This window comes from Candidatus Microbacterium colombiense, assembly GCA_029203165.1.
Lineage (GTDB): Bacteria > Actinomycetota > Actinomycetes > Actinomycetales > Microbacteriaceae > Microbacterium > Microbacterium colombiense.
The window spans coordinates 3,536,702-3,561,840 of the sequence record CP119308.1 but is presented as its reverse complement, the minus strand read 5'-3'; the positions used below and the strand labels follow the sequence as shown (position 1 = coordinate 3,561,840).

Annotated in this window: 19 protein-coding genes; 18 read left to right on the top strand and 1 reads right to left on the bottom strand. The window is 67.0% G+C overall.

Features of this window, described 5'->3' with window-relative positions:
- Nucleotides 1–172: 172 nt before the first annotated feature.
- From P0Y60_17305 to P0Y60_17220, 18 genes are all read left to right on the top strand, one after another.
- Nucleotides 173–1,153, top strand: a complete 981-nt coding sequence (locus P0Y60_17305; GenBank protein ID WEK62939.1) for a sugar phosphate isomerase/epimerase — start codon at nucleotides 173–175, stop codon at nucleotides 1,151–1,153.
- Nucleotides 1,150–2,901, top strand: a complete 1,752-nt coding sequence (locus P0Y60_17300) for a dihydroxyacetone kinase family protein (protein WEK61036.1) — start codon at nucleotides 1,150–1,152, stop codon at nucleotides 2,899–2,901. Before P0Y60_17305 ends, P0Y60_17300 begins: the two co-directional genes overlap by 4 nt.
- The gene (locus P0Y60_17295; GenBank protein WEK61035.1) at nucleotides 2,898–3,365 is read left to right on the top strand and encodes a ribose-5-phosphate isomerase; all 468 of its coding nucleotides are present in this window, start codon (nucleotides 2,898–2,900) and stop codon (nucleotides 3,363–3,365) included. The genes P0Y60_17300 and P0Y60_17295 overlap by 4 nt, the downstream gene beginning before the upstream one ends.
- Nucleotides 3,362–4,315: a 3-hydroxyacyl-CoA dehydrogenase family protein gene (locus P0Y60_17290; protein WEK61034.1), complete on the top strand. Its 954-nt coding sequence runs from the start codon at nucleotides 3,362–3,364 to the stop codon at nucleotides 4,313–4,315. The genes P0Y60_17295 and P0Y60_17290 overlap by 4 nt, the downstream gene beginning before the upstream one ends.
- Before the next feature lie 161 nt (nucleotides 4,316–4,476).
- Complete coding sequence (locus P0Y60_17285; GenBank protein ID WEK61033.1) at nucleotides 4,477–5,829, top strand: extracellular solute-binding protein; 1,353 nt, start codon at nucleotides 4,477–4,479, stop codon at nucleotides 5,827–5,829.
- Nucleotides 5,830–5,906: 77 nt separating this feature from the next.
- The gene (locus P0Y60_17280; protein ID WEK61032.1) at nucleotides 5,907–6,848 is read left to right on the top strand and encodes a sugar ABC transporter permease; all 942 of its coding nucleotides are present in this window, start codon (nucleotides 5,907–5,909) and stop codon (nucleotides 6,846–6,848) included.
- Complete coding sequence (locus P0Y60_17275) at nucleotides 6,845–7,723, top strand: carbohydrate ABC transporter permease (protein WEK61031.1); 879 nt, start codon at nucleotides 6,845–6,847, stop codon at nucleotides 7,721–7,723. The genes P0Y60_17280 and P0Y60_17275 overlap by 4 nt, the downstream gene beginning before the upstream one ends.
- 58 nt (nucleotides 7,724–7,781) lie before the next feature.
- Nucleotides 7,782–9,293: an alpha-N-arabinofuranosidase gene (locus tag P0Y60_17270; protein WEK61030.1), complete on the top strand. Its 1,512-nt coding sequence runs from the start codon at nucleotides 7,782–7,784 to the stop codon at nucleotides 9,291–9,293.
- A gap of 20 nt (nucleotides 9,294–9,313) precedes the next feature.
- The gene (locus P0Y60_17265; GenBank protein WEK61029.1) at nucleotides 9,314–10,690 is read left to right on the top strand and encodes a cellulase family glycosylhydrolase; all 1,377 of its coding nucleotides are present in this window, start codon (nucleotides 9,314–9,316) and stop codon (nucleotides 10,688–10,690) included.
- Between the two features lie 53 nt (nucleotides 10,691–10,743).
- On the top strand, nucleotides 10,744–12,000 hold the full coding sequence (locus P0Y60_17260) for an FAD-binding protein (protein WEK61028.1): 1,257 nt from the start codon (nucleotides 10,744–10,746) through the stop codon (nucleotides 11,998–12,000).
- A 687-nt stretch (nucleotides 12,001–12,687) separates the two neighbouring features.
- Nucleotides 12,688–15,789 carry a carbohydrate binding domain-containing protein gene (locus P0Y60_17255; protein ID WEK61027.1) on the top strand — a complete coding sequence of 1,034 codons (3,102 nt, stop codon included), beginning with the start codon at nucleotides 12,688–12,690 and terminating at the stop codon, nucleotides 15,787–15,789.
- 191 nt (nucleotides 15,790–15,980) lie between these two features.
- Complete coding sequence (locus P0Y60_17250; GenBank protein ID WEK61026.1) at nucleotides 15,981–17,024, top strand: LacI family DNA-binding transcriptional regulator; 1,044 nt, start codon at nucleotides 15,981–15,983, stop codon at nucleotides 17,022–17,024.
- Between the two features lie 67 nt (nucleotides 17,025–17,091).
- A complete protein-coding gene (locus P0Y60_17245; GenBank protein WEK61025.1) occupies nucleotides 17,092–18,111 on the top strand; it encodes a LacI family DNA-binding transcriptional regulator in 1,020 nt (339 codons plus the stop codon).
- Entirely contained in the window at nucleotides 18,111–19,652 is a 1,542-nt protein-coding gene (locus P0Y60_17240; protein WEK61024.1) for a sugar ABC transporter ATP-binding protein, read from the top strand. The genes P0Y60_17245 and P0Y60_17240 overlap by 1 nt, the downstream gene beginning before the upstream one ends.
- 182 nt (nucleotides 19,653–19,834) lie before the next feature.
- Nucleotides 19,835–20,836: a substrate-binding domain-containing protein gene (locus tag P0Y60_17235; GenBank protein WEK61023.1), complete on the top strand. Its 1,002-nt coding sequence runs from the start codon at nucleotides 19,835–19,837 to the stop codon at nucleotides 20,834–20,836.
- 72 nt (nucleotides 20,837–20,908) lie between these two features.
- Nucleotides 20,909–22,543 (top strand): sugar ABC transporter ATP-binding protein, encoded by a 1,635-nt coding sequence (locus P0Y60_17230; protein WEK61022.1) that lies wholly within the window; start codon nucleotides 20,909–20,911, stop codon nucleotides 22,541–22,543.
- Nucleotides 22,540–23,616, top strand: coding sequence for an ABC transporter permease (locus P0Y60_17225; GenBank protein WEK61021.1), 1,077 nt, complete (start codon nucleotides 22,540–22,542; stop codon nucleotides 23,614–23,616). The genes P0Y60_17230 and P0Y60_17225 overlap by 4 nt, the downstream gene beginning before the upstream one ends.
- On the top strand, nucleotides 23,613–24,650 hold the full coding sequence (locus P0Y60_17220; protein ID WEK61020.1) for a sugar ABC transporter permease: 1,038 nt from the start codon (nucleotides 23,613–23,615) through the stop codon (nucleotides 24,648–24,650). Before P0Y60_17225 ends, P0Y60_17220 begins: the two co-directional genes overlap by 4 nt.
- A gap of 26 nt (nucleotides 24,651–24,676) precedes the next feature.
- Here the strand turns inward: P0Y60_17220 and P0Y60_17215 are convergent, their stop codons facing one another.
- On the bottom strand, nucleotides 24,677–25,108 hold the full coding sequence (locus P0Y60_17215) for a hypothetical protein (protein ID WEK61019.1): 432 nt from the start codon (nucleotides 25,106–25,108) through the stop codon (nucleotides 24,677–24,679).
- Between the last annotated feature and the right edge of the window lie 31 nt (nucleotides 25,109–25,139).

Genomic DNA, 25,139 nt, shown 5'->3' with positions numbered 1-25,139 from the left:
TACTGAACACGGTGCGCTCGGGTGATCCGCTCTGCCCTGAGCGGCGCCGAATCGCGCGCGGAGGCGGCTGCTTCGTCGCGCCCTCGGAGCCGGATCTGTGCGAAGGATGGGTGACGAGACAATCATGACCGTGTATCGTGCATGATATCCGATTCGATGGAGTTGATGGATGATGGCGCTCACCGCCGACGATTGGCCGATCGCGGCCGCCATGCTGCCGTTCACGGCCCAGCTGCCGCTGAGTGCGGACGACGACGCACTCCGGCAGGAGTGGAGCGCCACCCTGCAGGAGGTGGCGGACGCCGAGTTCACCCATGTCGACCTGACCGACTCCTGGCTTCGATACGGCGATCTCGACGCGCACGGTCGCGAGGCGTTCCGGGCCGCGCTCGATGCGACCGGCCTGCGGGCGGCCTCCGTCTCGGCCATCCGGCGGAGTGTCATCGATCGTGAGTCCGGCGAGGAGAACCTCGCTTACAGCCACCGCACGCTCGACTTCGCCGCGGAACTCGGGATCGGGATCGTATCGGTCGGGCTTCACCAGGCGCTGACGAGTCGCCAGCGGGAGCAGCTGTGGTTCTGGACGGTCGAGGGGCACCGCGACCTCCCTGATGACGCCGAGGCCTGGAACCTGGCGGTGCGGCGGTTCCGTGAACTCGGTGCGCACGCGGCCGACCTCGGCATCCTCCTCTCGCTCGAGATGTACGAGCACACCTATCTGGGGACTGCGGACTCGGCGGTGCGCCTGGTCGAGGACATCGGGATGGCGGAGGTCGGGCTCAACCCCGATGTCGGGAACCTGATCCGGCTGCATGAGCCGATCGAGGACTGGCGCGAGGTCCTGGCGAAGACGTTGCCGTTCACCAATTTCTGGCACGTCAAGAACTACACGCGCGATGAGCATCCGGCCTCGGGCGCGGTCACCACGATGCCGGCCTACCTCGAGAGCGGCCTCATCGACTACCGCTCCGCGTTCCGGCTGGCGATCGAGAACGGGTTCCAGGGAGTCATCTGCACCGAGCACTACGGTGGCGACGGACTGAGCATGAGCGCCGCCAACCGCGACTATCTGCGAGGACGCATCCTCCCTCGCCGTGACTACGCGCCCGGCACCAGCCGTGTCGCCCAGCAGCTGCCGGAGTTCGCGTCATGACCCGCATCCTCTCCGATCCTGACACCTTCGTCGCTGAGGCGCTGGACGGTCTGGTGCTCGCGCATGCGGACGTACTGCGCCGGGTCGAGGGCGGCATCGCCCGACGCTCTGCGCTCGAACCCGGCAAGGTCGCGGTCATCGTCGGCGGCGGGTCCGGCCACTACCCCGCTTTCGCGGGGATCGTGGGAGTCGGGATGCCCGCGGCTGCGGTGTGCGGCAACATCTTCTCCTCACCGTCGGCGGGCCAGGCCGTGCAGGTCGCCCGCGCGGTGGAGGTGGGCGGTGGTGTGCTCTTCAGCTACGGCAACTACGCCGGAGATGTGATCCACTTCGGGGAGGCCGAGCGCCGGCTCCGTGACGAAGGCCTCGACGTACGCACGGTGCTGGTGACCGACGACATCGCCAGCGCGCCGGTGGACGAGGCCGAGAAGCGCCGCGGTATCGCCGGAGACCTCTGCGTCTTCCGCATCGCCGGTGCCGCCGCAGAGCGGGGCGACTCCTTCGACGAGGTGGAGCGGCTCGCGCGCCATGCGAACGACCGCACCCGCACGATCGGTGTGGCGTTCTCGGGCTGCACGGTCCCCGGGACGATCGAGCCCCTGTTCGAAGTTCCCGAGGGGATGATGTCGATCGGGCTCGGCATCCACGGCGAACCCGGCATCCGCGATGTGCCGGTGCAGGGAGCGGAGGAACTCGCGCGCACCCTGCTCGAGCCGCTGCTGGAGGAGCGACCGACCGGTGCGGGCTCCCGCGTCTCGCTCATCGTGAACGGTCTCGGGACGGTGAAGTACGAAGAGCTCTTCGTCCTGTTCGGATACCTGCATCGCGCGCTCGAGAGCGCGGGGATCACGGTCGCCAGCCCACTGTGCGGCGAGCTTGTGACCAGCCTCGACATGGGGGGCGTCTCGGTCACCCTGCTCTGGTTGGACGAGGAGTTGGAGACGCTGTGGGATGCCCCCGCCGCGTCACCGGCGTTCCGTCGCGGCGCGGTCGCGTCATCTGCGACCGCAGAAGCGAAGGCGTTGAATCGCGAGCGATCCGTCGAGGCGGACGTGGTGGATCGGCAGCCGGCATCCGCGGCGTCTCAGCGGGCCGCCGCCCTGGCGCGTGAGCTGCTGTCGGCCGCGCGCGACGCCGTGATCGCGGAGTCCGAGAACCTGGGGGCGCTCGATGCCATCGCCGGCGACGGTGACCACGGCATCGGTATGAGCCGGGGGCTCGAGGCGGCGGTGGCCGCGGCATCCGCTGCGTCTGCGGAGCACGGGCTCGCCGCCCTGATGGCGGCGGCGGGCGAGTCGTGGTCGGAGGTCGCCGGGGGCACGTCGGGGGCGCTGTGGGGAGCAGCGCTGTCCACGTTCGGTCGCATCGCCGAGGCCGCGGGTGCGGAGAGTGCGCCCGCACTGGCGGATGCGGTGACCGCGGCGCGGGAGCGGATCGTCGCGCTCGGGGGCGCAGAGGCCGGAGACAAGACCATGCTCGATGCGCTCCTGCCCTATGAAGCAGAGCTGCGGCGATCCATCGCGGAGGGGTCCTCGGTGGAGGAAGCACTCCGTGCCGCTGGCACCGCGGCGACTGTGGCAGCGGAGGCGACCGCGGCACTGCGTCCCCGCAAGGGGCGCGCGCGTCCCCTGGCGGAGCGCAGCATCGGGCATCCTGATCCGGGGGCGGTGTCCTTCGCGTTGGTCGTCGAGGTCGTCGCGTCCCGCGTCGATACAGGAACGGAAGAGCGAGAAGGAGAGCGATCGTGAGCGGCTGGAACATCGTCATCGGCGCGGATGACGCGGGGTACGCGTACAAGGAGGTCCTGCGAGATCTGCTGGAGACCGACTCCCGCGTGGAGAGTGTGGTCGACGTCGGGGTGGATGTGGACGGCCACACGCCCTACCCGCGGGTCGCCTCCGAGGCGGCGAGGATGGTCGCGGAAGGGCGAGCCGACCGGGCCCTGCTGGTGTGCGGCACGGGCTTGGGGATGGCGATCGCCGCGAACAAGGTGCGCGGCGTGCGCGCGGTGACGGCGCACGACGGCTACTCGGTCGCCCGTTCGGTGCTCAGCAACAATGCGCAGGTACTCGCGCTGGGTGCGCGGGTCATCGGACCGGAGCTGGCGAAGACGTTGGTGGACGAATGGCTGGGACTGACGTTCGACCCGCAGTCGGCATCTTCGGCCAAGGTGGAGCTGATCGATCAGCTGGAGAAGGAGGAGTCGGCATGAGCGAACGCGTCGCCGTGGTGGGGTCCGGCTACATGGGGGGAGGAATCGCCCAGGTGATCGCCCTTTCCGGTCGGGAGGTCATGCTGGCCGATGTGACGGCGGAGCGCGCGGCGGAGAGTCGCGCGCGCATCGTCCGTGAAGCCGAGCAGTTCGAGAAGCAGGGGCTGTTCCCTGCGGGAGCGACCGCGCGCATCGACGATGCCGTGCGGGCAGCCGCCAGCATCGAGGATGCCGTGACGGACGCCGACATCATCGAAGAGGCCGTGCCCGAGATCCTGTCCGTGAAGCACGACACCCTGCGCCGGATCAGCGCTGCGGCGCCGGCTGCGGCCGTGATCGGCAGCAACACCTCGACCATCTCGATCGCCTCGCTCGCCGAGGCCGTGGAGCGACCGGAGCGCTTTCTCGGGGTGCACTTCAGCAACCCGGCGACGTTCATCCCCGGCGTGGAGGTGATCCCGCACGCGGGGACGGACGCACCCGTGGTGACGCGCATGATCGCGTTGCTCGCGGAGTGCGGCAAGCAGGGGGTCGAGGTTCCCGACGTCACCGGCTTCATCTTGAACCGGCTTCAGTATGCGCTGTTCACTGAGGCGGCGCGTCTGGTCGAGGAGGGCGTGGCTTCCGCTGAATCCGTGGACGCGATCGCGCGCACGACGTTCGGCTTCCGGCTGCCCTTCTTCGGGCCGTTCGCGATCGCCGACATCGCAGGCCTCGACGTGTACGAGTTCTGCTACGGCTCGCTGGGCGAGGCGTACCCCGACCGGTTCGCCGAACCGTCGGTCCTGCGCGAGCGGGTGGCGCGGGGAGACCTGGGCGTCAAGAGCGGAAGCGGATTCCTCGCCACTCCTCCGCAGCGCAGCGCGGAGCTGGTCGCCTACCGGGACCGCGCCTACGCCGCCATGGCGAAGCTGCTGGACGAACTCGGCCCCGCGCCTGTTGATTACTAGACGTATGCCGGTATACCGGCCTCGTCTCCGTTGACACCGCAGGCACCGCCTGCGGTAGGATTACAACGTTAGAAATACAACGTTGTAATCCTAACCACTTCGCGTCCCGATGACCGGGTGGGGCATTGAACAATGAAGTCCAGTATCCGAAGGGAAACACAGTGAAGACGAAACATGCTCTCGCTGCGGCACTCACTCTCGTCCTCGCGGGCGGGCTCGTCTCGTGCGCCGACGGCGGTGACGAAGCGGGCGGCGGCAACGAGGCCACGAACTGCACCAACACGATCGAGAAGAAGGATCTTCCGGTCGTCACGATGTGGGCGTGGTATCCGAACATGGAGCTCGTCGTCGACAACTTCAACAAGGCGAGCGACGACGTCCAGGTGTGCTGGACGAACGTCGGCCAGGGCGGCGATGAATACGACAAGTTCCAGACCGCCATCACCGCCGGTACGGGCGCACCGGACGTCGTCATGATCGAGGCCGACCGCATCCCCACCTTCCAGGTGCAGAATGCGATCGTCGACATCGCCTCCTTCGGCTACGAAGACGTGAAGGCCGACTACAGCGAAGGTGCCTGGAAGGACGTGTCCGTCGGAGAAGGGGTCTACGGCGTCCCGGTCGACGGCGGCCCCATGGGCATGATCTACCGCAAGGACATCTTCGATACCTACGGCATCACTCCTCCCACCACCTGGGCCGAGTACGAGGCCGCGGCGCAGAAGGTCAAGGACGCCGGCGGTCCGCTCTTCGGCGACTTGGGCGCCAACGTTCCTGCCGTCATGATGGCGCTGCAGTACCAGAACGGTGCTGAGCCCTTCACCTATGACGCCGCCGACCCCGAGAAGATCGCGATCAACCTCAACGACAGCGCGTCGAAGGAGGTGCTCGACTACTGGGACGGGCTGGTGGAGAAGGGTCTGGTCGGAACGCAGGACCAGTTCACTCCCGAGTACATCGCCGGTGTCATCGGCGGCGACTATGCCACCTACATCTCGGCGGCCTGGGCTCCCGGGTACCTGACGGGTGCCGGTGTCGGCGAGGGTGAGGACGCCGGTGTCTGGGCTACTGCTCCGCTGCCGCAATGGGACTCTGCCGACCCGACCTATGTCAACTGGGGCGGTTCCGCGTTCTCCGTCACGAGCCAGGCGAAGAACCCCGAGCTCGCGGCCAAGGTCGCATTCGGTGTTTACGCCGACGAGGCCTCGCTCACGGACGGATGGCAGAACCAGGTCATCTTCCCGCTGAACCTCGCCGCGCTCAACTCACCCGACTTCGAGAACTACGCTGTGCCGTTCTTCGACGGGCAACTGGCGAACAAGGACGTCTACGTCCCGGCGGCCAACGGCTACACGGGTATGACGTACACGCCGTTCGGTGCGTACTATTTCGACGCCTTCAACGAGCAGCTCGCGTCGATCAACGAGGGGTCCGTCTCCGGCGCGGAAGCTGCTGACGCGCTCCAGGAATCGGTTGTCAAGTACGCCGAAGAGCAGGGCTTCACGGTCAAGTGATCCTGCGCGCGGCGGGTCGTCCGTACACTCGGGCGGCCCGCCGCGTCCTCCCCTCCCTCTAGATCCAGGAGTCATCCATGACCGTCGATATCGCGGTTCGCCCGAAGACATCGAAGAAGAGCAGCAGTCCGCGTCGACGCGGCGGCTCCGCCCGCGGCGGAGTGGGCTGGGCGTTCGTCGCACCATTCGCGATCGTCTTCCTCGCGCTGCTCGTCACTCCGCTGCTCTACGCGCTCTATCTGAGCCTGTTCCAGACGAAGCTGATCGGCGGGACGACCTTCGTCCTGTTCGACAACTACGTCAAGGCCTTCACCGATCAGAACTTCCTCGACGGCATCCGCTTCGTGATCGGGTTCTCGGCGATCCTGATCCCGCTGCAGATGGCTGTGTCGCTCGGGGTCGCGCTGATCCTCGACGCCGTGGTGAGCCGTTTCGCGCGCTTCTCGCGCCTCATGATCTTCCTGCCCTACGCCATCCCCGCCGTCATCGGCGCGCTGATGTGGGGTTTCCTGTACAGCAAGAGCTTCGGGCCGATGGCCGAGATCTTCGGGATCTTCGGCATGGCCGGCCCGGACCTGCTCAGCCGCGACCTCATCTTCTTCGGGCTCCTCAACATCGTGACCTGGCAGTGGGCCGGGTACTACATGATCATCATCTACGCGGCACTGCAGGGCATCGATCCGACGCTCTACGAAGCCGCGCGCATCGACGGTGCGAGCGGATGGCAGATCACCCTGCGCATCAAGATCCCGCTGATCGCGCCCGCTCTGCTGCTGATCCTGGTGTTCGCGCTGATCGGCACGCTGCAATTCTTCAACGAACCGCAGATCCTGCGATATCTGGCTTCCGGAGCCATACCGTCCGACCTCACGCCGAACATGTACGCCTATCAACAGGCCTTCGCGCTGGCCAACTACAACTACGGTTCGGCGATCTCCTTCGCCCTCGGTGCCGTCGTGTTCGTCTGCGTCTACCTCTTCATGTTCATCACCCGAAAGCGCGGGAGCTTCCTGTCATGACGACCCTCACCGACTCCGGTCGCGCCGCGCGCCGCCGGCACCTGCCTCTTCAGGTCCTCCTCGGGTTCCTGGTCGTGTACTTCCTGATCCCGTTCTGGTGGGTCATCGTCAACAGTTCGAAGGACGCCGCCGGGCTCTTCGGCGGGGGCAGCTCGCTGTGGTTCTCAGGTGACATCGACTACTGGGGGAACCTGGTCGAGCTGTTCAGCTTCCAGAACGGCATCTACGCCCGCTGGATGTTGAACTCCGCACTGTACGCCTTCGTCGGCGGCATCGGTGCCACGGTGCTCGCGGTGATGGCGGGCTACGGATTCGCGAAGTTCCGCTTCCGGGGGCGCAGCTTCAGCTTCGCCGTGCTGCTGGGCTCCGTCATGGTTCCCACCACCGCGTTGGTCATCCCGACCTTCATCCTGTTCTCGCAGCTGGGGCTGACGAACACGATCTGGGCCGTGATCCTCCCGACGCTGCTGAACCCGTTCGGGGTGTACCTCATGAACATCTACACCCGCGAGGCCGTGCCGGACGAGTTGCTGGACGCGGCGCGCGTGGACGGCGCGGGGGAGATGCGGACGTTCCTGCAGGTGTCCCTCCCGCTCATGCGCCCCGCGATCGTCACAGTCCTGCTGCTCTCGGTCGTGGCCTCCTGGAACAACTACTTCCTGCCGCTGGCGATGCTGTCCGACAACCGCCTCTTCCCCGTCACGGTCGGAATCGGCATGTGGCAGGGCATCGCTTCCGCCAACAACGCCGGCGGCACCTCGCTGTGGAGCATCATCATCCTCGGCTCTCTCGTCTCGGTGATCCCCCTGGTCATCGCGTTCCTCACCTTGCAGAAGTACTGGCAGGGTGGGCTCTCCATCGGAAGTCTCAAGTAGCCCCTGCTGCGGCGACCTCCGCTCTGTCCACGCAGATTCTCTCCACGTAAAGGTGAAAATGATCAACGCACGACTCGCCATCGACCCGCACTTCACTGTCGGCGACATCAACAGACGACTCTTCGGATCGTTCGTCGAGCACCTGGGACGGTGCGTCTACGGGGGGATCTACGAGCCGGGTCATGCGACGGCCGATGCCGACGGCTTCCGGGGCGACGTCAAGGAGTTGGTCAAAGAGCTGGGGGTCTCCACGATCCGCTATCCCGGGGGGAACTTCATCTCGGGCTACCGCTGGGAGGATGGCGTCGGGCCGCGCACCGAGCGGCCCCGCCGACTGGATCTGGCCTGGCACTCGATCGAGACCAACGAGATCGGTCTCGACGAGTTCGCCGGCTGGGCCGACGGCATCGGCAGCGAGCTGATGTACGCCGTGAACCTCGGTACTCGCGGCATCGAGTCGGCACTCGATGTGCTCGAGTACACGAACGTCGCCTCCGGGACGTTCTGGTCGGAGAAGCGCATCGCGAACGGCAAGAAGGACCCGTACAACGTGCGCATGTGGTGCCTGGGCAACGAGATGGACGGCCCCTGGCAGGTCGGCCACTCCACCGCGCACGAATACGGCCGGCTGGCGGTCAAGACGGCGCGGGCGATGCGCATGATCGACCCGGATCTCGAGCTCGTGGCCTGCGGCAGCTCGAGTGCGTCGATGCCCACGTTTGGCGAGTGGGAGCGGGTGGTGCTGGAGGAGACCTACGACGAGGTCGACTTCATCTCCTGCCACGCGTACTACGAGCCCAAGGGGGGCGATTACGAGAGCTTCCTGGCATCCGCGGTCGACATGGACCGGTTCATCGAGGCTGTCGTGGCTACGGCAGATCACGTGAAGGCGCTGCGGCGCAGCGACAAGACGCTCAACATCTCGTTCGACGAGTGGAATGTCTGGTACCAGTCGCGCTTCAACGACGTCGAGAAGATCACCGACGCGAACGACTGGCCGATCGCTCCGCGCCTGCTCGAGGACTCGTATTCCGTGATCGATGCGGTCGTGTTCGGCAACCTGCTGATCTCTCTGCTGCGTCATGCCGACCGGGTGACGGCCGCGAGCCTCGCGCAGCTGGTGAACGTCATCGCCCCGATCATGACCGAGCCGAACGGCAAGTCCTGGCGTCAGACGACCTTCTTCCCCTTCGCGATCACCTCCCGTCTCGCACGGGGACGTGCACTGGAAGTGCGTCTCGAGGCACCGACCTACGAGACCTCGGCCTACGGCGACGTGTCTCTCGTGGACGCGGTCGCCACGCACGATGAGGAGAGCGGTGACACGGCGATCTTCCTCGTGAACCGCAGCCTGACCGAAGAGGTCACTGTGCAGGTGGACGTGAGCCGGCTCGGCGCCGTGTCGGTGACCTCGGCTCAGACCCTGCAGGACGACGACATCCATGCGCGCAATACGATCGATGACCCGGAGCGCGTGGGCATGCAGGAGAACACGTCGGCGCAGGTCGACGGCGGTGTGATCTCGATCACCCTGCCCGCCGTCTCGTGGACGGCGGTAACGGTGCGATGACACTTCAGGATGCGGGTGAGGTGACAGCTGCGGTCCTTCGTGTCGACGGCACACGCATCCTGAACGGGGATCGCCCGACGCTGCTGCGGGGGTTCGGGCTCGGCGGGTGGATGAACATGGAGAACTTCATCACCGGGTACGCGGGCACCGAGACGCAGCATCGCAAAGCGCTGGGCCGGGTGCTGGGTGACGAGGCGTACGAGAGGTACTTCTCTCGGTTCCTCTCGGTGTTCTTCACCGATGCCGACGCTGCGCACGTGCGCAGCCTGGGCATGAACTCCGTGCGCATCCCCTTCAACTACCGACACTTCGAAGACGACGCCGAGCCGTTCGTCATGAAGGAGGAGGGCTTCGTGCTGCTGGATCGCGCGGTCGAGACGTGCGCTCGGCACGGGATCTACGCGATCCTCGACCTGCACGCCGTGCCGGGCGCGCAGAACCAGCACTGGCACAGCGACAACCCGACCCAGTGGGCGCATTTCTGGGCGCAGCGGCAGTTCCAGGACCGGGTCGTGCACCTGTGGGAGCGCATCGCCGAGCGCTACCGCGGTAATCCGTGGGTGGCGGGATACAACCCGATCAACGAGCCGGGGGATGCCGAGGGGACGACGATCGGACCGTTCTATCGACGACTCGAGGCGGCGATCCGCGCGATCGATCCCGACCACATCCTGTTCCTGGACGGCAACCGCTACTCCACGCAGTTCGACCAGCTCGGTGACCCGCTGCCGAACTGCGTCTACACGGCGCACGACTACGCCCTTCCTGGGTTCGCGGACGGTGGTCCGTATCCCGGGGTGAGCAGAGGGCAGTACATCGACCGCGACAAGGTCGAACAGACGTTCCTGCAGCGCACTGCCTACATGCGCGAGACGGGGACCCCGATCTGGGTCGGGGAGTTCGGGCCGGTGTACACGGGGGAGCCAGCACGGGATGAGCAGCGCTATCAGCTGCTGGAGGATCAGCTCGAGATCTATGCGCGTCACGATGCCAGCTGGGCGTTGTGGACCTACAAGGACATCGGACTGCAGGGAGGGGTCAGCACCGATCCGGACTCGGACTACATGCGTCGCATCGCACCCGTGCTGGAGAAGAAGAGCCGGCTCGGCGTCGACTCATGGGGCTCGACCGACGCCAGCGTGCGTGACGTGCTCGAGCCGTTGGAGCGGCTGTTCGAGACCGAGTTCCCCGACTTCGCGCCGTTCCCCTGGGGTGCGCGGCGGTGGATCCACGGGCACGTGCGTCACGTGATGCTCGCGGAGGCGATGGTGGGGGATTACGCGCGCGCATTCACCGGAGTGAGCGCGGACGAGGCGGAATCGCTCGCGGATGCCTTCGCATTCGAGAACTGCGTGCGTCGCGAACGGCTGGAGCGGATCATCTCGAGCCCTCGGTGAGAGCCGCGCATAGACTGCGACAGGACCACGGCGGGTGGAGAAGGAGTCTCGACATGAATGAACGCAACTGGGCGGGCAACCTCACGTATCGAGCAGCGACGCTCGCGCATCCGACATCGGTGGAGGAGGTGCGCGCGCTCCTGGCGCAGGGCGGCCCGGTGCGCGTGCTCGGATCGCGCCACTGCTTCAACGACATCGCCGACACCGATGGCACGCTGATCGCGCTGGACCGCCTGCCCGCGGTGTTCGAGGTGAACGGGCAGCGTGATGCCGTGCGCGTCTCGGGCGCCCTGCGCTACGGCGACATCGCGCCGCTGCTGGAGGCCGAGGGGCTCGCGCTCGCGAACCTCGCCTCGCTGCCGCACATCTCGATCGCCGGAGCAGTGGCCACCGGAACCCACGGCTCGGGAGACGCGATCGGGTCACTGGCGAGCGCTGTCCGCGCGCTCACGATCTTCACGGCGTCCGGTGAGATCCGCACGCTGCGTCGGGGCGACGACGACTTCGACGGCGCCGTCGTGAGCCTCGGCGCGCTCGGCGTGGTGCTCGATGTCACGCTCGACGTGGAACCGACGTACCTGGTCTCGCAGTTCGTGTTCGAGCACCCCAGCTGGGATGCCGTGCTCGCAGACTTCGACGAGGTCACGTCGATCGGCACCAGCGTCAGCCTTTTCTCGACCTGGGAGCGCACCGACTTCGTGGACCAGATCTGGGTCAAGCAACGTCAGCCCGAGGCGCGCGAGGCCGCGCGGGAGTCTCTGTTCGAGCGTCTGGGCGCGGAGCCGGCGGCGGCGAAGCGGCATCCGATCCTCGGCGTCGACCCCATCGCCTGCACCGAGCAGCTCGGGGTCGCGGGGCCGTGGTTCGAGCGCCTCACCCACTTCAAGCTGGAGTACACGCCGTCGGCTGGCGCCGAGCTGCAGAGCGAGTACCTCGTGCCGCGCGCGGATGCCGTCGCGGCGATCCAGGCGGTGCGGATGCTGGCCGGCCAGATCGCACCGCTGCTGCTCGTCAACGAGATCCGCACCGTGCGCGCGGACGACCTGTGGCTGAGCTCGTCGTACGGCACCGATGCCGTCGGCATCCACTTCACCTGGAAGCCCGAGCAAGAGGCGGTCCGGGCGCTGCTCCCCACGATCGAGGCCGCACTGCCCGAGACCGCGCGCCCGCACTGGGGCAAGGTGTTCACGCTCGACGGTGCCGAGGTGCGCTCGCGCTACCCGCGCTTCGACGACTTCGCCGCGCTCGCGGCCACGTACGACCCCGAGCGTCGGTTCGTGAACCCCTACCTGGAGCGGTTGGGGCTGTAGGCCGCGAGGCCCACCTCGGGGTGGTCGCATAACGTCGCCTCGCGGCGAACGATGGGGCACCCCGCGACACCTTCAGGTCGAGAAGGGGCGCGATGTGTCACCTTCACGGGGCGGATGCGGCATCTCGAGACGCCTTCGGATGCACGGGGTCGCTTGACGTGGCTGACTCGGTCCGCGGAGTCTTCACCCGCCCATCGAGGAGTCCGTTGCGCCGCATCCTTGCTTTCTGAAATCTGTTACCGGTAACATCATGTGAGCAGTGATCATCACACGGCCCGCCCGGGCCGCCCGGACCCGCGCTGCGTGAGGCTCCGGTATCTCAAGGAGGAGAGTGCATGAAGAGCATCACCGGAGTCCATCTCCGTCGGCACGGTGACCGTGCCGTAAGCCGTCGTCCGGTACGCGGATACCAGCAGCGGCATCCTCGACAGGCACGCTGAGCGCACCCGCACGGTGGAGGCATCCCTCGCCGCGGACATCACGCGGCGTGACCCACCTGCGCGCACTCCCATCGACCCCATAAGGGGACCGGAGCCGCCCCGCGGCGATCCACCGCGACGGGATCTCTCGGTCGCTTCCCACCTTCGCCTGAGGGCACCCCTCGACGGCCTCCTCCCGCGAGGGAAAGGCCGCCATCGGTGCGCGCCCGCGCGCCTTCGAGCGAATCGATCCACAAGGAGAACAGCAGTGAAATCACATCTCAGATCCACCGATCGGCACCGTCGCCGGTCCGCATCGCGCCCCGCTGCGTTGCTGGGGGTCGCCGCCCTCATCGCCTCATCGGTGACAGCCGTCGGGCTGCCGGGGGCGGCATTCGCCGCGCCGTCGGACATCATCGAGAACGGCACCTTCGAGAGCGGGCTCTCGGGGTGGACCGCGCCCCTGGGCGGGACGCTGAGTGCGAGCACGGATGCGCGCACCGGCGCGAAGTCTCTCGCGATCAGCGATCGTTCCAGCTTCCAGTCCGGCCCCACGGCCACGGTGACCGGTCTGCTGAAGACCGATCAGTCCTACGATCTCTCGCTCTCGCTCAAGTTCGATGCCGGACGCGCCACCCAGAGCTTCAACGTGGTGCTGTGCACTTCGACGCGCAGCCGTTGTGACGTCGTGGGGTCCACGACGGCGACGGCAGGCGAGTGGTCCACCGTCGAGAAGACCTTCACGCCGCTGACGGCCGACTACGACATCATGTTCGTCGAGACCCCCTGGAACACCGACGTGCAGTCATTCGTGATCGACGACGTCTCCCTGACCACCGACGGCGGGGCCCCTGCGGTCGCCGAGCCGCCGGCGGTGCCGGGCAACCTGCTTCCGGACGGTCGGTTCGTCTCCGACCTGACGGGCTGGACGAACGCCCGCGGCGGCACGCTGAGCCTCAGCGACGATGCGGCGAGCGGAGCTCACTCGCTGAAGGTGGCGGGCCGTGAGAACACCCAGTCAGGCCCTTTCGCGAGCGTCGCGGACAAGATCGAACTCGGTGCCTCCTACCGGCTCACCGGCAAGCTCAAGTACGACGAGGGCAACGCCACCCAGCAGTTCAACTTCACGTTCTGCCCCACGAACTTCAACGGTTGCGCCGACTACGGGCACACCTTCACGAAGGGCGAATGGGGCACGTTCTCGCAGGAGTTCACGGCCGAGGCCAAGCACGTCGCCGCGGGCTGGCTGTTCGTGGAGACTCCGTGGGGTTCTGCCGCACTGCAGGACTTCTTGATCGACGAGCTCTCGCTCGTCAAGATCGCGGATGCGCCGGAGGGACCCGCTTTCACGAGTCTGGAGAAGGTGCAGACCAAGCCGATCGGGGACCACAACCCGCTCGTCGGGCACAAGTTCGGCGCCGACCCGCACCACCTCGTCTACAACGGTCGTCTCTACGTCTACTCGACCGATGACACCCAGCAGTACGACCTGAACAGTAAGGATGAGAACGGCCTGCCGACGCAGTCGAACGGCTATGGCGGCATCACCCGGCTCAACGTGATGTCGACGACCGACATGGTCAACTGGGTCGACCATGGCACGGTGCCGGTGGCTCGCGAGGGCGGTGCCGCCCCGTGGGCCCGCAACTCCTGGGCTCCGGCTGCGATCGAGAAGGACGGCAAGGTCTATCTCTACTTCTGCGACAGCGGAACCGGCACGGCGGTCGTCGTCGGCGGATCGCCGCTCGGCCCGTGGGAAGACCCGCTGGGCAAGAAGATCATCCCCGACACGGTCTCGCGCGAATACATCGCCGAAGGCGGCTTCCCCGCAGGAATGTGGCTCTTCGACCCCGAAGTGTTCATCGATGACGACGGACAGGGCTACCTGTACTTCGGCGGCAACTCGCAGATCGGAACCTCGCCGAACGTGCAGGGGCCGCAGAACCCGAAGTCGACCCGCGTCGCGAAGCTGATGGACGACATGGTCACCCTCGACGGCGACCCGGTCGAGATCGACGCCCCCGGCATGTTCGAGGCCTCGAGCATGTTCAAGCGCGACGGCAAGTACTACTACTCGTACTCGTCGAACTTCCAGGTCAACGAGGCGCCGGGGCTGTACCCGTCGCGTGGTGCGATCGCCTACATGATGACCGATGATCCGATGAAGCTCGGCTCCTCGGAGTACGCGGGTGTGGCGTTCCAGAACCAGGGCACGTTCTTCGGAGCGGGCAACGGTGGCAACAACCACTCCGACATGTTCACCTACAAGGGTGAGACCTACTTCACGTACCACGCGCAGACGCGCGGGGCGGCGTGGGCAGCTGCGCTCGGAACCCCCGGTGCCACGCAGGGCTACCGCTCGGTGCACATCGACAAACTCGAGTTCAACCAGGACGGCACGATCAAGCCGATCGTCGGAACCAAGGCGGGCGTCGCGCAGGTCGAGAGCTTCGACCCGTACCGCACCTTCGAGGCGGAGACCCTTGCCTGGCAGCTCGGCATCACCACGACCAAGACGGATGCCGCCTCGGTCGAGTTCCCCGAGCACAACGGTTCGGGCAACATGGTGCTCTCGGGCGTCGATGACGGGGACTTCTCCGGCATCTCCGGCGTCGACTTCGGTTCCGGCGCCCAGAAGGTGTCTGCGAAGGTGAAGCCGCTGGTTGCCGGGAGTAGCATCCAGGTGCGTCTGGATGACGTCGACGGACCCGTCGTGGCGGAGATCCCCGTCGGCGGCACGGTCGGAGAGTGGACCACGGTCGAGGCCGAGGTCACGGGGGCGACGGGCGAGCACGATGTGTTCTTCGTCTTCGCCGGTGCCGAGGGCACGGATGCCGGGACCGACCTGTTCGAGGTCGACAACTGGGCGTTCACCGCGATCGACGACAGCCCCGGCGCCGAATTGAGCGCGCAGCTGTCGGTCTCTACGGTCGCGGCGGGCGGCTCGGTCACCGTGACCGCCACCGGCGTGACGGCTGCCGAGGTCGAGATCGGTATCGAGAGCACCTACCGTGCGCTCGCGAGCGCGACGACGGCGGACGGTCGGATCGAGGCGACCGTGACGGTCCCCGCCGACATGACGGCGGGAGCGCACCACATCGTGTTGCGTGACGGTGAGACGGAGCTCGCGCGGCTGCCGATCACGGTCACCAGGGCGAGCACCGGCGGCGGTACCGGTGGCGGTACCGACGGTGGTCCCTCTGCCGGCGGTGGAACCGGCGGTACCGACGGCTCCCTCGCGAACACCGGAGGTGATGCGAGTGCGTCACTGACGGCGGCGTGGCTCGGTGTGGTGCTGCTGGCGCTCGGATCCGGATTCTGGGTCCTGCGTCGCCGAGGCCGCTCGGTGATGGAGACCGAGACGGAGTGAGGTGAGGTCGCCGCTTCCTTGCGGTGACCGCCCTCTCCCACCGCCTGCCCCTTCCTGCTGCCCCCACAGCAGGAAGGGGCAGGCTTCCGCCTCGCCGCATCGCTCGGGACATCTCGAGAGATGGCACCGGCCGACACTCCCCTCGCGCACTATCGTTGTACCGTTAGCGGTCATCGTGCGAGGGGGGTTCCATGACCACCGATTCCGCATCTGTCGGCGGTTCACGCAAGCCGAGCATCTACGACGTCGCTGCTCGTGCGGGAGTCTCGCACATGACGGTGTCACGTGTGCTCAACGGGCACCCGAACATCCGCGCGTCCACCAGGGACAAGGTGATGACCGCGATCGACGAGATGCACTTCACTCGCAGCTCGATAGCCCGCGCCCTCGCCACCAACCGGGCCATGCGGATCGGCGTGATCGTCGACAACCCCGGCTTCTACGGACCGAGCAGTGTGCTGCGGGCGATCGAGGATGCCGCCAGGCAGAGCGGTTACGCCGTGAGCAGTTTCTCGGTGGGCGATACAGACGACCGGCGGGTCGACAGCGGTGTCATAGAGCTCGTGACGCAGGGCGTCGATGCTCTGTGCGTGATCGCGCCGCGTGCCTCTTCGCTCGATCTGTTGCGCCAGCAGGCGATCGCTGTGCCCACGCTGGTCGTGAGGGAGGAGCCCGACGGGCAGATGCACACGGCATCCGTCGACCAACGGGCCGGGGCGGAGGCGGCCGTGCGTCATCTGCTCGAGCTCGGGCATCGCACGATTCTGCATATCGCAGGACCACCTGACTGGTTCGATGCGAAGGCCCGTACCGAGGCCTGGCGCGCGGCGCTCGAAGAAGAGGGGCTATCCGTCGTGCCTCCGCTCATCGGTGACTGGTCCTCTGACTCCGGCTACGCTTTCGGCCGCGAACTCGAGCTCGGAGAGGCGACGGCGGTGTTCGTCTCGAACGATCAGATGGCGCTCGGTCTCATGCACGGCCTGGCGGAGCGCGGCATCCGCGTGCCGGAGGACGTGAGCGTTGTCGGGTTCGACGATGTGCCGGACGCACGGCACTATCAGCCCCCGCTCACCACGGTACGTCAGCACTTCGCGCTGCTGGGCGAGGTCGTCATCGGCGAACTGCTCGCGGCGATCGAGGGCGAGGAGACCGGGGAGCGGGAGCTGATCCAACCCGAACTCCGCGTCCGTGCGTCGACAGCGGCGCCTCGGGTCCGGGGTCCCCGGCGCGTCTGAGCCTCCGATTGCACGCCTGAGGCTGTTCTCGGTAACATCACTGCAGGCGGGACCGACGGAGGTGCTCATGCCCAGCCTCGGCTCCGACAAGCCCGGCATCCGCCATGTGGCGGATCGCGCCGGTGTCTCGCACATGACGGTGTCGCGGGTGCTGAACGGTCACCCGAACATCAAGCCCGACACGCGTCGACGCGTGCTCGAGGCGATCGAGGAGCTCGACTACCGCCCGAACATGGTGGCCAGGGCTCTGGCGACCCAGCGCACCCACCGCATCGGCGTGATCATCGAGAGCGCGGTCTCGTTCGGGCCCACCAGCATCCTGCGGGCCGTCGAGATGGCCGCACGCACCTCGGGATACTCGGTCACCGCTGTCGCCCTGCACGAGGGGGAGGCTCTCTCGCCGCAGGACGCGGTCGACAACCTCACCACCCAGGGCGTCGACGCGCTGTGCGTGATCGCCCCTCGCTCGTCGTCGGTGGCAGCGCTCCGGCGCATCTCGTTGAGCGTGCCGATGCTCGTCGTCAAGGCGGATGCCGACCCCACTTTCCTCACCGTCTCGATCGATCAGCACGCGGGCACCTCGCTCGTGGTGGATCATCTCGTCGCTCTCGGGCATCGTGACATCCTCCACATCGCCGGACCGCTCGACTGGCTCGACGCCCGAGCCCGCGAACGTGCGTTCCACACCAGGGCCAAGTCCTGGGGCATCCGGGAGCGCCCCATCGTCGTCGGCGACTGGACCGCCGACTTCACCTACGACTTCGCGAAGGGGCTCACCCGCCTGCCCGACTACACGGCCGTCTTCGTCGCGAACGACGACATGGCGATCGGCCTCATCCACGGATTGCACGACCGTGGTTTCGAGGTTCCCAAGGACCTCAGCGTCGTCGGCTTCGACGATGTGCCGCTCGCCCGCCACTTCCTGCCGCCGCTCACCACGGTCAGGCAGGACTTCGCCGCGCTCGGCGCTGCCGTCGTCGAGATGCTCCGCGCCGCTCTCGAAGAGCGCGAGCTGCCGCAGCTGACGCGTATCCCGACCGAGCTCGTCGCCCGCGGCTCCAGTGCGGCTCCCCGGCAGGTGCGCTGATGGCGACGCGCGCCCCGGTCCCGATCGTCGAACTCACCGGCATCCGCGTCGAGTTCTCCGATGTCGTCGCACTCGACGACATCGACTTCCGGCTGTTCCCCGGCGAGGTGCACGCGCTGATGGGCGAGAACGGCGCCGGCAAGTCGACGCTGATCGGCGTGCTCACCGGAACACGGACCCCGGTCGCCGGCACCGTCGTTGTCGCGGGGGAGGAGCGTCGGTTCTCCGGCGTCGCCGATGCGAGGGCGGCCGGCATCGCGACGGTCTTCCAGGAGACCCAGCTCGGACCGACGCTGAGCGTGGCGGAGAACGTCATGCTCGGACGGGAACGCCGCGCACGCTTCGGCATCGACTGGAAGCGTACGAGAGCGGATGCCGCGGATGCGCTCTCCCGGCTCGGTCTGGACGACATGGATCCGCGGACGCCGATGACGATGCTGTCGCCCGCCCAGAAGCAGCTGGTCGCACTCGCCCGCTCGATGGTCGACGACCCCCGCATCCTCGTCCTCGACGAACCGACGTCGAGCCTGGATCGAGTAGAGGTCGATCTGCTGATGCGCGTGATCAGGGGGCTCCGTGACCGCGGCGTCGCGATTCTGTTCGTCTCGCACTTCCTCGAGCAGGCGTTCGCGATCAGCGACCGCATGACGGTTCTGCGTGGCGGGCGCCTCATCGCCGAGACTCCCACGCGCGAGCTCGAGCGGGCGGACCTCATCTCGCAGATGCTGGGCAAGGATCTCGAGGCGCTGCGCGCGCTCGGCTCGGAGCGCAAGGCGCACCACTACGCCGCCGATGGAGAACCTGCGCTTCGGGCGACGGGCGTCGGTCGCCGCGGGGAGCTGGATCCGACCGACATCGACGTGTACCGGGGAGAGATCGTCGGACTGGCGGGGCTCCGCGGCTCGGGGCGCACCGAACTCGCCTCGCTGCTGGGCGGGTCTCTCCGCGCGGACAGCGGTGAGCTCAGCGTCGACGGTGACCGCGTGCAGTTGAGGAGCCCGTCGGCTGCGCTGAAGAGCCGCATCGCGATGTCGGTCGAGAACAGACGGGTCGACGGCATCATCGCCGACCTCAGTGCGCGCGAGAACATCGTGCTCTCCCTGCAGGCGCTGCGCGGATGGACGAGGCCGTTGTCGCCCTCGGAGATCGCGGCGCTCGCCGACACCTACGTCGAGACTCTCCACCTGGACCCCGCTGATCTGGGGAGGCCGGCGGGTCATCTCTCCGGGGGCACGCAGCAGAAGCTGCTGCTGGCACGTGCGCTGGCGACCAGGCCGCACGTGCTGATCCTCGACGAGCCCACGCGCGGCATCGACATCGCGGCGAAGCTCGACATCCAGCGCCGGGTCAGCCAGCTCGCCGGAGACGGCGTGGGAGTGGTCTTCATCTCGTCTGAGCTCGAAGAGGTCGTGCGCCTCAGCGACCGGATCGTGGTGCTCAAGGACCGCGACAAGATCGGCGAGCTCAGCAACGGCCCCGCGGTGACGGTCGACAGTGTCGTAGAGCTGATCGCGGCTGAACTGGATCGGCTGGACGACTGATGTGTGTCCGGTAACAACGAATTCATCACGAACGGCTCCAGAACCTCTGCGAATGCTTGTGTTCCGAAAATTGTTCCCGGTAACATAATCAACGCGACGCCCCTCCAGGCGTTCTGTCATCACACTCGGACCGGCACGGTCCACCCCGGGAAACGACCCGGAATCTCGAGGAGGAGATCAAAATGTCTGCAATGAAGCGCACTCGTACAGTTCTGGGACTCGTCGCCGTCGGCGCGCTCGCGCTCGGCCTGACCGCATGCTCGAGCGGAGACTCCGGTGGCGCCGGCGATTCCGGCGATTCCGGCGAACTCACCACGGTCGGATTCGTCGCTGTCGGACCCGAAGGCGCATGGCGTCAGGCGAACGAGAGCAACATCCAGGACACGTTCACTGAAGAGGCAGGCTTCAACCTGAAGTACGCGCCCGCCACGAATCTCGACCAGAAGTCGCAGATCGATGCGTTCACGTCGTTCGTCGACGAGGACGTCGATGTGATCCTCCTGTCGGCGACCGAGGCCAGCGGCTGGGAGGATTCCCTCAAGCTCGCGCAGGAGGCTGAGATCCCTGTGATCCTGCTCGACCGCGGTATCGAGCCCGACGACACGAGCCTCTACGTCACCCGCATCGCGCCCGACAACGTCGAGGTCGCCAAGGAGGTCGGGACCTGGGCTGCGGCCGAGTTCCCCGACGGTGGCAACTACGTCGTCCTCGAGGGTCCTGCCGGTGTCGGCGTCGTGAACGAGCGCAACCAGGGCTTCGACGAAGGCCTCGGCGACTCCTCGCTGAACAAGGTCGACGCGCAGACCGCCAACTGGTCGGCCGAAGAGGGCAAGAGCGTCTTCGAGACCATGCTCAAGGCCAACAACAACGACATCCAGTTCGTCTTCGCCCAGAACGACGAGATGGGTCTCGGCGCAGCCCAGGCTGCAGAGGAAGCCGGTCTGGTCATCGGCACCGATGTGAAGATCGCCACGATCGACGGCACCAAGAACGCGATGCAGGCGCTCGCCGACGGTCAGCTCAGCTACGTTCACGAGTACAACCCGCTGTTCGGTGAGACCGCACTCGAGGTCGTCGAGAAGGCTCTCGCCGGCGACTCGGTCGAGTCCTACATCATCGTTCCGAGCGAGGCGTTCGACTCGGCAGAAGCGGCCAAGGCCGTTCTGGCGGACCGCAAGTACTGAGCACCACCCCGTGATCCCGAGGGTGGCGCCCACCCGCGCCGCCCTCGGGACCGGACAGACGGAGAGACAACGATGAACGAAGAACTGCCCATCGTCGAGATGCGCGGGATCACCATCGAATTCCCCGGAGTGAAGGCGCTCGACGGAGTCGACTTCCGCCTCTTCCAGGGTGAGGTGCACGCGCTCATGGGTGAGAACGGCGCCGGTAAGTCGACGCTGATCAAAGCCCTCACCGGTGTTTACCGGATCGACGCCGGATCGATCGTCGTGGCCGGTCGGGAGAAGAGCTTCGGCGGCACGGGCGACGCGCAGGCCTCCGGGATCTCGACCGTCTACCAGGAGGTGAACCTCGCCCCCAACCTCACCATCGGTGAGAACGTCATGCTCGGACACGAGGTGCGCGGAGTCCTCGGCGTCAACTGGCGGGCCACACATCACGCCGCCACCGAGGCGCTCGCCCGTCTCGGGCTGGACCACCTCGACACCCGCCAGCCTCTCTCGACTCTCTCGATCGCGATGCAGCAGCTCGTCGCCATCAGCCGCGCCATGGCGATCAAGGCCAAGGTCCTCATCCTCGATGAGCCGACGTCCAGCCTCGACGCCGCAGAGGTCGAGGGCCTCTTCGCCGTGATGCGCACCCTGCGCGACCAGGGCGTCGCGATCCTCTTCGTCTCGCACTTCCTCGACCAGATCTACGCGATCAGCGACCGTCTCACGGTCCTGCGCAACGGGCAGTACGAGGGCGAGTACCTCACCCGCGACCTCGACAGGCATGCCCTCATCTCCCGGATGATCGGCAAGGACCTCGACACGCTGAAGTCGCTCGGCGGCAACCGTCGGACCACTCCGCGCGACGCCGACGAAGCGGCGTTCCTCTCGGCCTCCGGCATCTCCCGCTCCGGCGCCGTGCACGCCACAGACCTCGACATCCGTCCGGGGGAGGTCGTCGGCTTCGCCGGGCTCCTCGGCTCCGGACGCACGGAACTCGCGCGGCTGTTGTATGGCGCGGACCGCACCGAGTCGGGCCGGATCACCGTCAAGGGGCGCAAGGTCGACCTCTCCTCGCCGTCTGCCGCTCTCGCGCACCGCATCGCCTTCTCGACCGAGAACAGGCGGGACGAGGGCATCATCGGCGATCTCACGATCCGCGAGAACATCATCCTCGCCGTCCAGGCCAAGCGCGGGTGGGCGCGGCCGATGCCGCGCAAGGAGCAGGACGCGATCGTCGACAAGTACATCGCCGCGCTCAACGTGCGTCCGGCCGATCCGGAGCGGATGATCAAGAACCTGTCGGGCGGCAACCAGCAGAAGGTGCTCCTCGGGCGCTGGCTCGCCACCGAGCCGGAACTACTCATCCTGGATGAGCCCACCCGGGGCATCGACGTCGGCGCCAAGGCCGAGATCCAGGAGGCCGTCGCGGAGCTCGCCGACCAAGGGGTCGCCGTCGTCTTCGTCTCCTCCGAGCTCGAAGAGGTCGTGCGCCTGTCCGAGCGCATCGTCGTGCTCAAGGATCACAGCAAGATCGGCGAGATCCAGAACGGACCCGACGTGACGGCGCAGGAGATCGTCGATGTGATCGCCGCCCACGGAGTGGAGGCCGCGGCGACCACCCTCGAGCAGGAGCTCGACGTGATCGAGGTCGTCCACGCCGCTCCCGTCGCCGCTTCCGATGTGCAGCCCGAGACCGTCGAGGGGGAGACCCGATGAGCGCATCCGCTCGTGCGTCCGTGTGGCGCGACCTGATCCGCAAGCCGTTCTTCTGGGGTATCGTCGCGATCGTCGCGCTCCTCGCGTTGAACGTGCTCAAGGATCCGACCTATCTCGCGATCTCGATCAACCCGAACAACGGCAACCTCGTCGGCAACCTGATCGACATCCTCCGCCAGGCGGCACCCATCATGATGATCGCGGTCGGCATGTCGCTCGTGATCGCGACCGGCGGCATCGATCTCTCGGTCGGTTCGCTGATGGCCGTCGCCGGAGCCGTGTCGATGGAGTTCCTCGCGGCGGCGAACGACTCGGGCTCGGTCGGCGTCGCCCTCTCCGCTGTGGGCCTCGCGCTGCTGGTCACCGCCATCCTCGGTGCGGTGAACGGCATCCTCGTCGCCTACGTCGGGCTCCAACCCTTCATCGCGACGCTCGTGCTGATGCTCGCCGGACGAGGCATCGCCAAGGTCATCACGGGCGGACAGAACACCGCGGCGTCGAGCGATCCCTTCCGTTGGATCGCGAACGGCTTCGTGATCGGCATCCCCGTGGTGTTCCTGCTCGCCGTGGTGATCGTGCTCGTCGTCGCGTGGGTCGTGCGCCGCAGCGCTCTCGGCCTCATGATCGAAGCCATCGGCATCAACCCCAAGGCGAGCAGGATGGCCGGCATCAAGCCGAAAGGCCTCCTGCTGACGACCTATGTGCTCAGCGGCATCCTCGCGGGCATCGCCGGGGTCATGTCGGTCGGCAGTGTCATGACCGTCGACATCTCCCGTACCGGCTATCAGCTCGAGCTGGATGCGATCCTCGCCGTGGTCATCGGCGGCGCCTCGCTCGCCGGTGGCAAGTTCTCGCTCAGCGGCGCCTTCGTCGGCGCCCTCCTGATCGCGACCCTCGACAAGACGGTGCTGTTCCTCGGCGTCTCGTCGTCGGCCACCCCGGCATTCAAGGCGATCGTGATCGTCGCCATCTGCCTGCTGCAGTCCGAGCGGGTGCGCAGCTGGTTCCAACGTCGCAGGAAGGCACAGCCCCCTTCGCCGCGAGTCGAGATCGTGAAGGAGGCGGCAGCATGAGTGTCATCGCCGCAGCACCAGTCCAGAGTGCCGGCCCGAGCTTCGTGGATCGCATCCGGCGCCAGCTCACGGCGAATCCCTCGGTCGTGCCGACCATCGCCTCGGTGATCATCTTCGTCGGCATGATCGTCTATGGCGAGATCGCCTACGGGAAGATCGTGCAGGCGAGCACGCTGTCGAACCTGCTGATCAACAATGCGCACCTCATCGTGCTCGCCGTCGCGCTCACCTTCGTCATCCTCACGGGCGGCATCGACCTCTCGGTCGGATCGGTCATCGCGGTCTCGTCCGTCGCCGGGGTCATGCTCTCGAACGCAGGGTGGGATCCGCTCGTCGTGATCGTGCTCATGATCGTCATCGGCGGGCTCTTCGGACTCGTCTCCGGTGTGCTGATCCGGTACTTCAACGTGCAGCCGTTCATCGCGACGCTCGCCATGATGTTCCTCGGGCGCGGTCTCGCCTCGCTGCTGAGCACCAAGCCCGAGCAGCTCCCGGCGGACTCGCCGATCCGTCTGATCGCCGAGAAGATCAAGATCATCGACGGACCGAAGGTGAACGATCTGGTCATCACGCCGGCGGTGATCATCGCGATCGTCGTCGTGCTCATCGCCTTCTTCGTGCTGCACCGCACCCGCACAGGGCGTACGGTCTACGCGATCGGCGGATCCGAGAACTCCGCACTGCTGATGGGTCTCCCGGTCGCGCGCACCAAGGTGCTCGTCTACGTGATCAGCGGCTCGCTCGCCGGCCTCGCCGCCGTGCTCTACACGGCACGCCTCGGTACGGCGCAGAACATCACCGGAATCGGATGGGAACTCGACGCGATCGCCGCCGCGGTGATCGGCGGCACGGTGCTCACCGGGGCCTACGGCTACGTGCTCGGCTCGGTCGTCGGAGCCCTCGTGCTCGGGCTCATGACCGTGCTGATCACTCGTGACGGCGGCATCCCGCCCGAGATGACCACCATCATCACGGGCGGCATCCTGCTGGTGTTCGTGCTGCTGCAGCGCGCGGTGACGCGCAAGAAGGAATAGCGGCTGCGTCTGCGACCGGAGCGTCTCTAGCGTGGTGTCCGCGCCAGGAACGGCCGCGGCCAGGCGCCGAGCGCGAGCACCGCGAGGATCGTCTGGACCAGCCCCGTGATGAAGTAGATGCCGTGCAGGGGCGACCACACGAGCATGATCGCGATCTCCACGAAGATCCAGATCATCATCGTCAGGCCGGCGGTCGCGTGCAGGCCCCAGGCGACGGTGTAGCCGCGGAACTGCGCGACCAGCGCGAGCGCCTGCACCCCGCCGACCACGACCCCGAGGATCACGCCGGGCCAGACGTAGGAGTCGAAGATGCTCCCCTCGATCCAGTCGAGCGGGATCCCCATTCCGCCGCCGACGGTCAGACCCACCATGCCGGCCAGTGCCGAGAGCAGATTGAACGCTGCGATGCCGATGAGGCCGAAACGGAGGGCGCGGGGCGGGCGCTGAGTCGATCGCATGGCTCCACGGTAGCGCCGGGACACGGGTCAA

Excerpts from the sequence above, each read along its gene's own strand:
- P0Y60_17305 (WEK62939.1), top strand. The coding sequence starts at position 173 with ATGGCGCTCACCGCCGACGATTGGCCGATCGCGGCCGCCATGCTGCCG.
- P0Y60_17300 (WEK61036.1), top strand. The coding sequence starts at position 1,150 with ATGACCCGCATCCTCTCCGATCCTGACACCTTCGTCGCTGAGGCGCTG.
- P0Y60_17290 (WEK61034.1), top strand. The coding sequence starts at position 3,362 with ATGAGCGAACGCGTCGCCGTGGTGGGGTCCGGCTACATGGGGGGAGGA.
- P0Y60_17280 (WEK61032.1), top strand. The coding sequence starts at position 5,907 with ATGACCGTCGATATCGCGGTTCGCCCGAAGACATCGAAGAAGAGCAGC.
- P0Y60_17275 (WEK61031.1), top strand. The coding sequence starts at position 6,845 with ATGACGACCCTCACCGACTCCGGTCGCGCCGCGCGCCGCCGGCACCTG.
- P0Y60_17270 (WEK61030.1), top strand. The coding sequence starts at position 7,782 with ATGATCAACGCACGACTCGCCATCGACCCGCACTTCACTGTCGGCGAC.
- P0Y60_17260 (WEK61028.1), top strand. The coding sequence starts at position 10,744 with ATGAATGAACGCAACTGGGCGGGCAACCTCACGTATCGAGCAGCGACG.
- P0Y60_17250 (WEK61026.1), top strand. The coding sequence starts at position 15,981 with ATGACCACCGATTCCGCATCTGTCGGCGGTTCACGCAAGCCGAGCATC.
- P0Y60_17245 (WEK61025.1), top strand. The coding sequence starts at position 17,092 with ATGCCCAGCCTCGGCTCCGACAAGCCCGGCATCCGCCATGTGGCGGAT.
- P0Y60_17240 (WEK61024.1), top strand. The coding sequence starts at position 18,111 with ATGGCGACGCGCGCCCCGGTCCCGATCGTCGAACTCACCGGCATCCGC.
- P0Y60_17235 (WEK61023.1), top strand. The coding sequence starts at position 19,835 with ATGTCTGCAATGAAGCGCACTCGTACAGTTCTGGGACTCGTCGCCGTC.
- P0Y60_17230 (WEK61022.1), top strand. The coding sequence starts at position 20,909 with ATGAACGAAGAACTGCCCATCGTCGAGATGCGCGGGATCACCATCGAA.
- P0Y60_17225 (WEK61021.1), top strand. The coding sequence starts at position 22,540 with ATGAGCGCATCCGCTCGTGCGTCCGTGTGGCGCGACCTGATCCGCAAG.
- P0Y60_17220 (WEK61020.1), top strand. The coding sequence starts at position 23,613 with ATGAGTGTCATCGCCGCAGCACCAGTCCAGAGTGCCGGCCCGAGCTTC.
- P0Y60_17215 (WEK61019.1), bottom strand. The coding sequence starts at position 25,108 with ATGCGATCGACTCAGCGCCCGCCCCGCGCCCTCCGTTTCGGCCTCATC.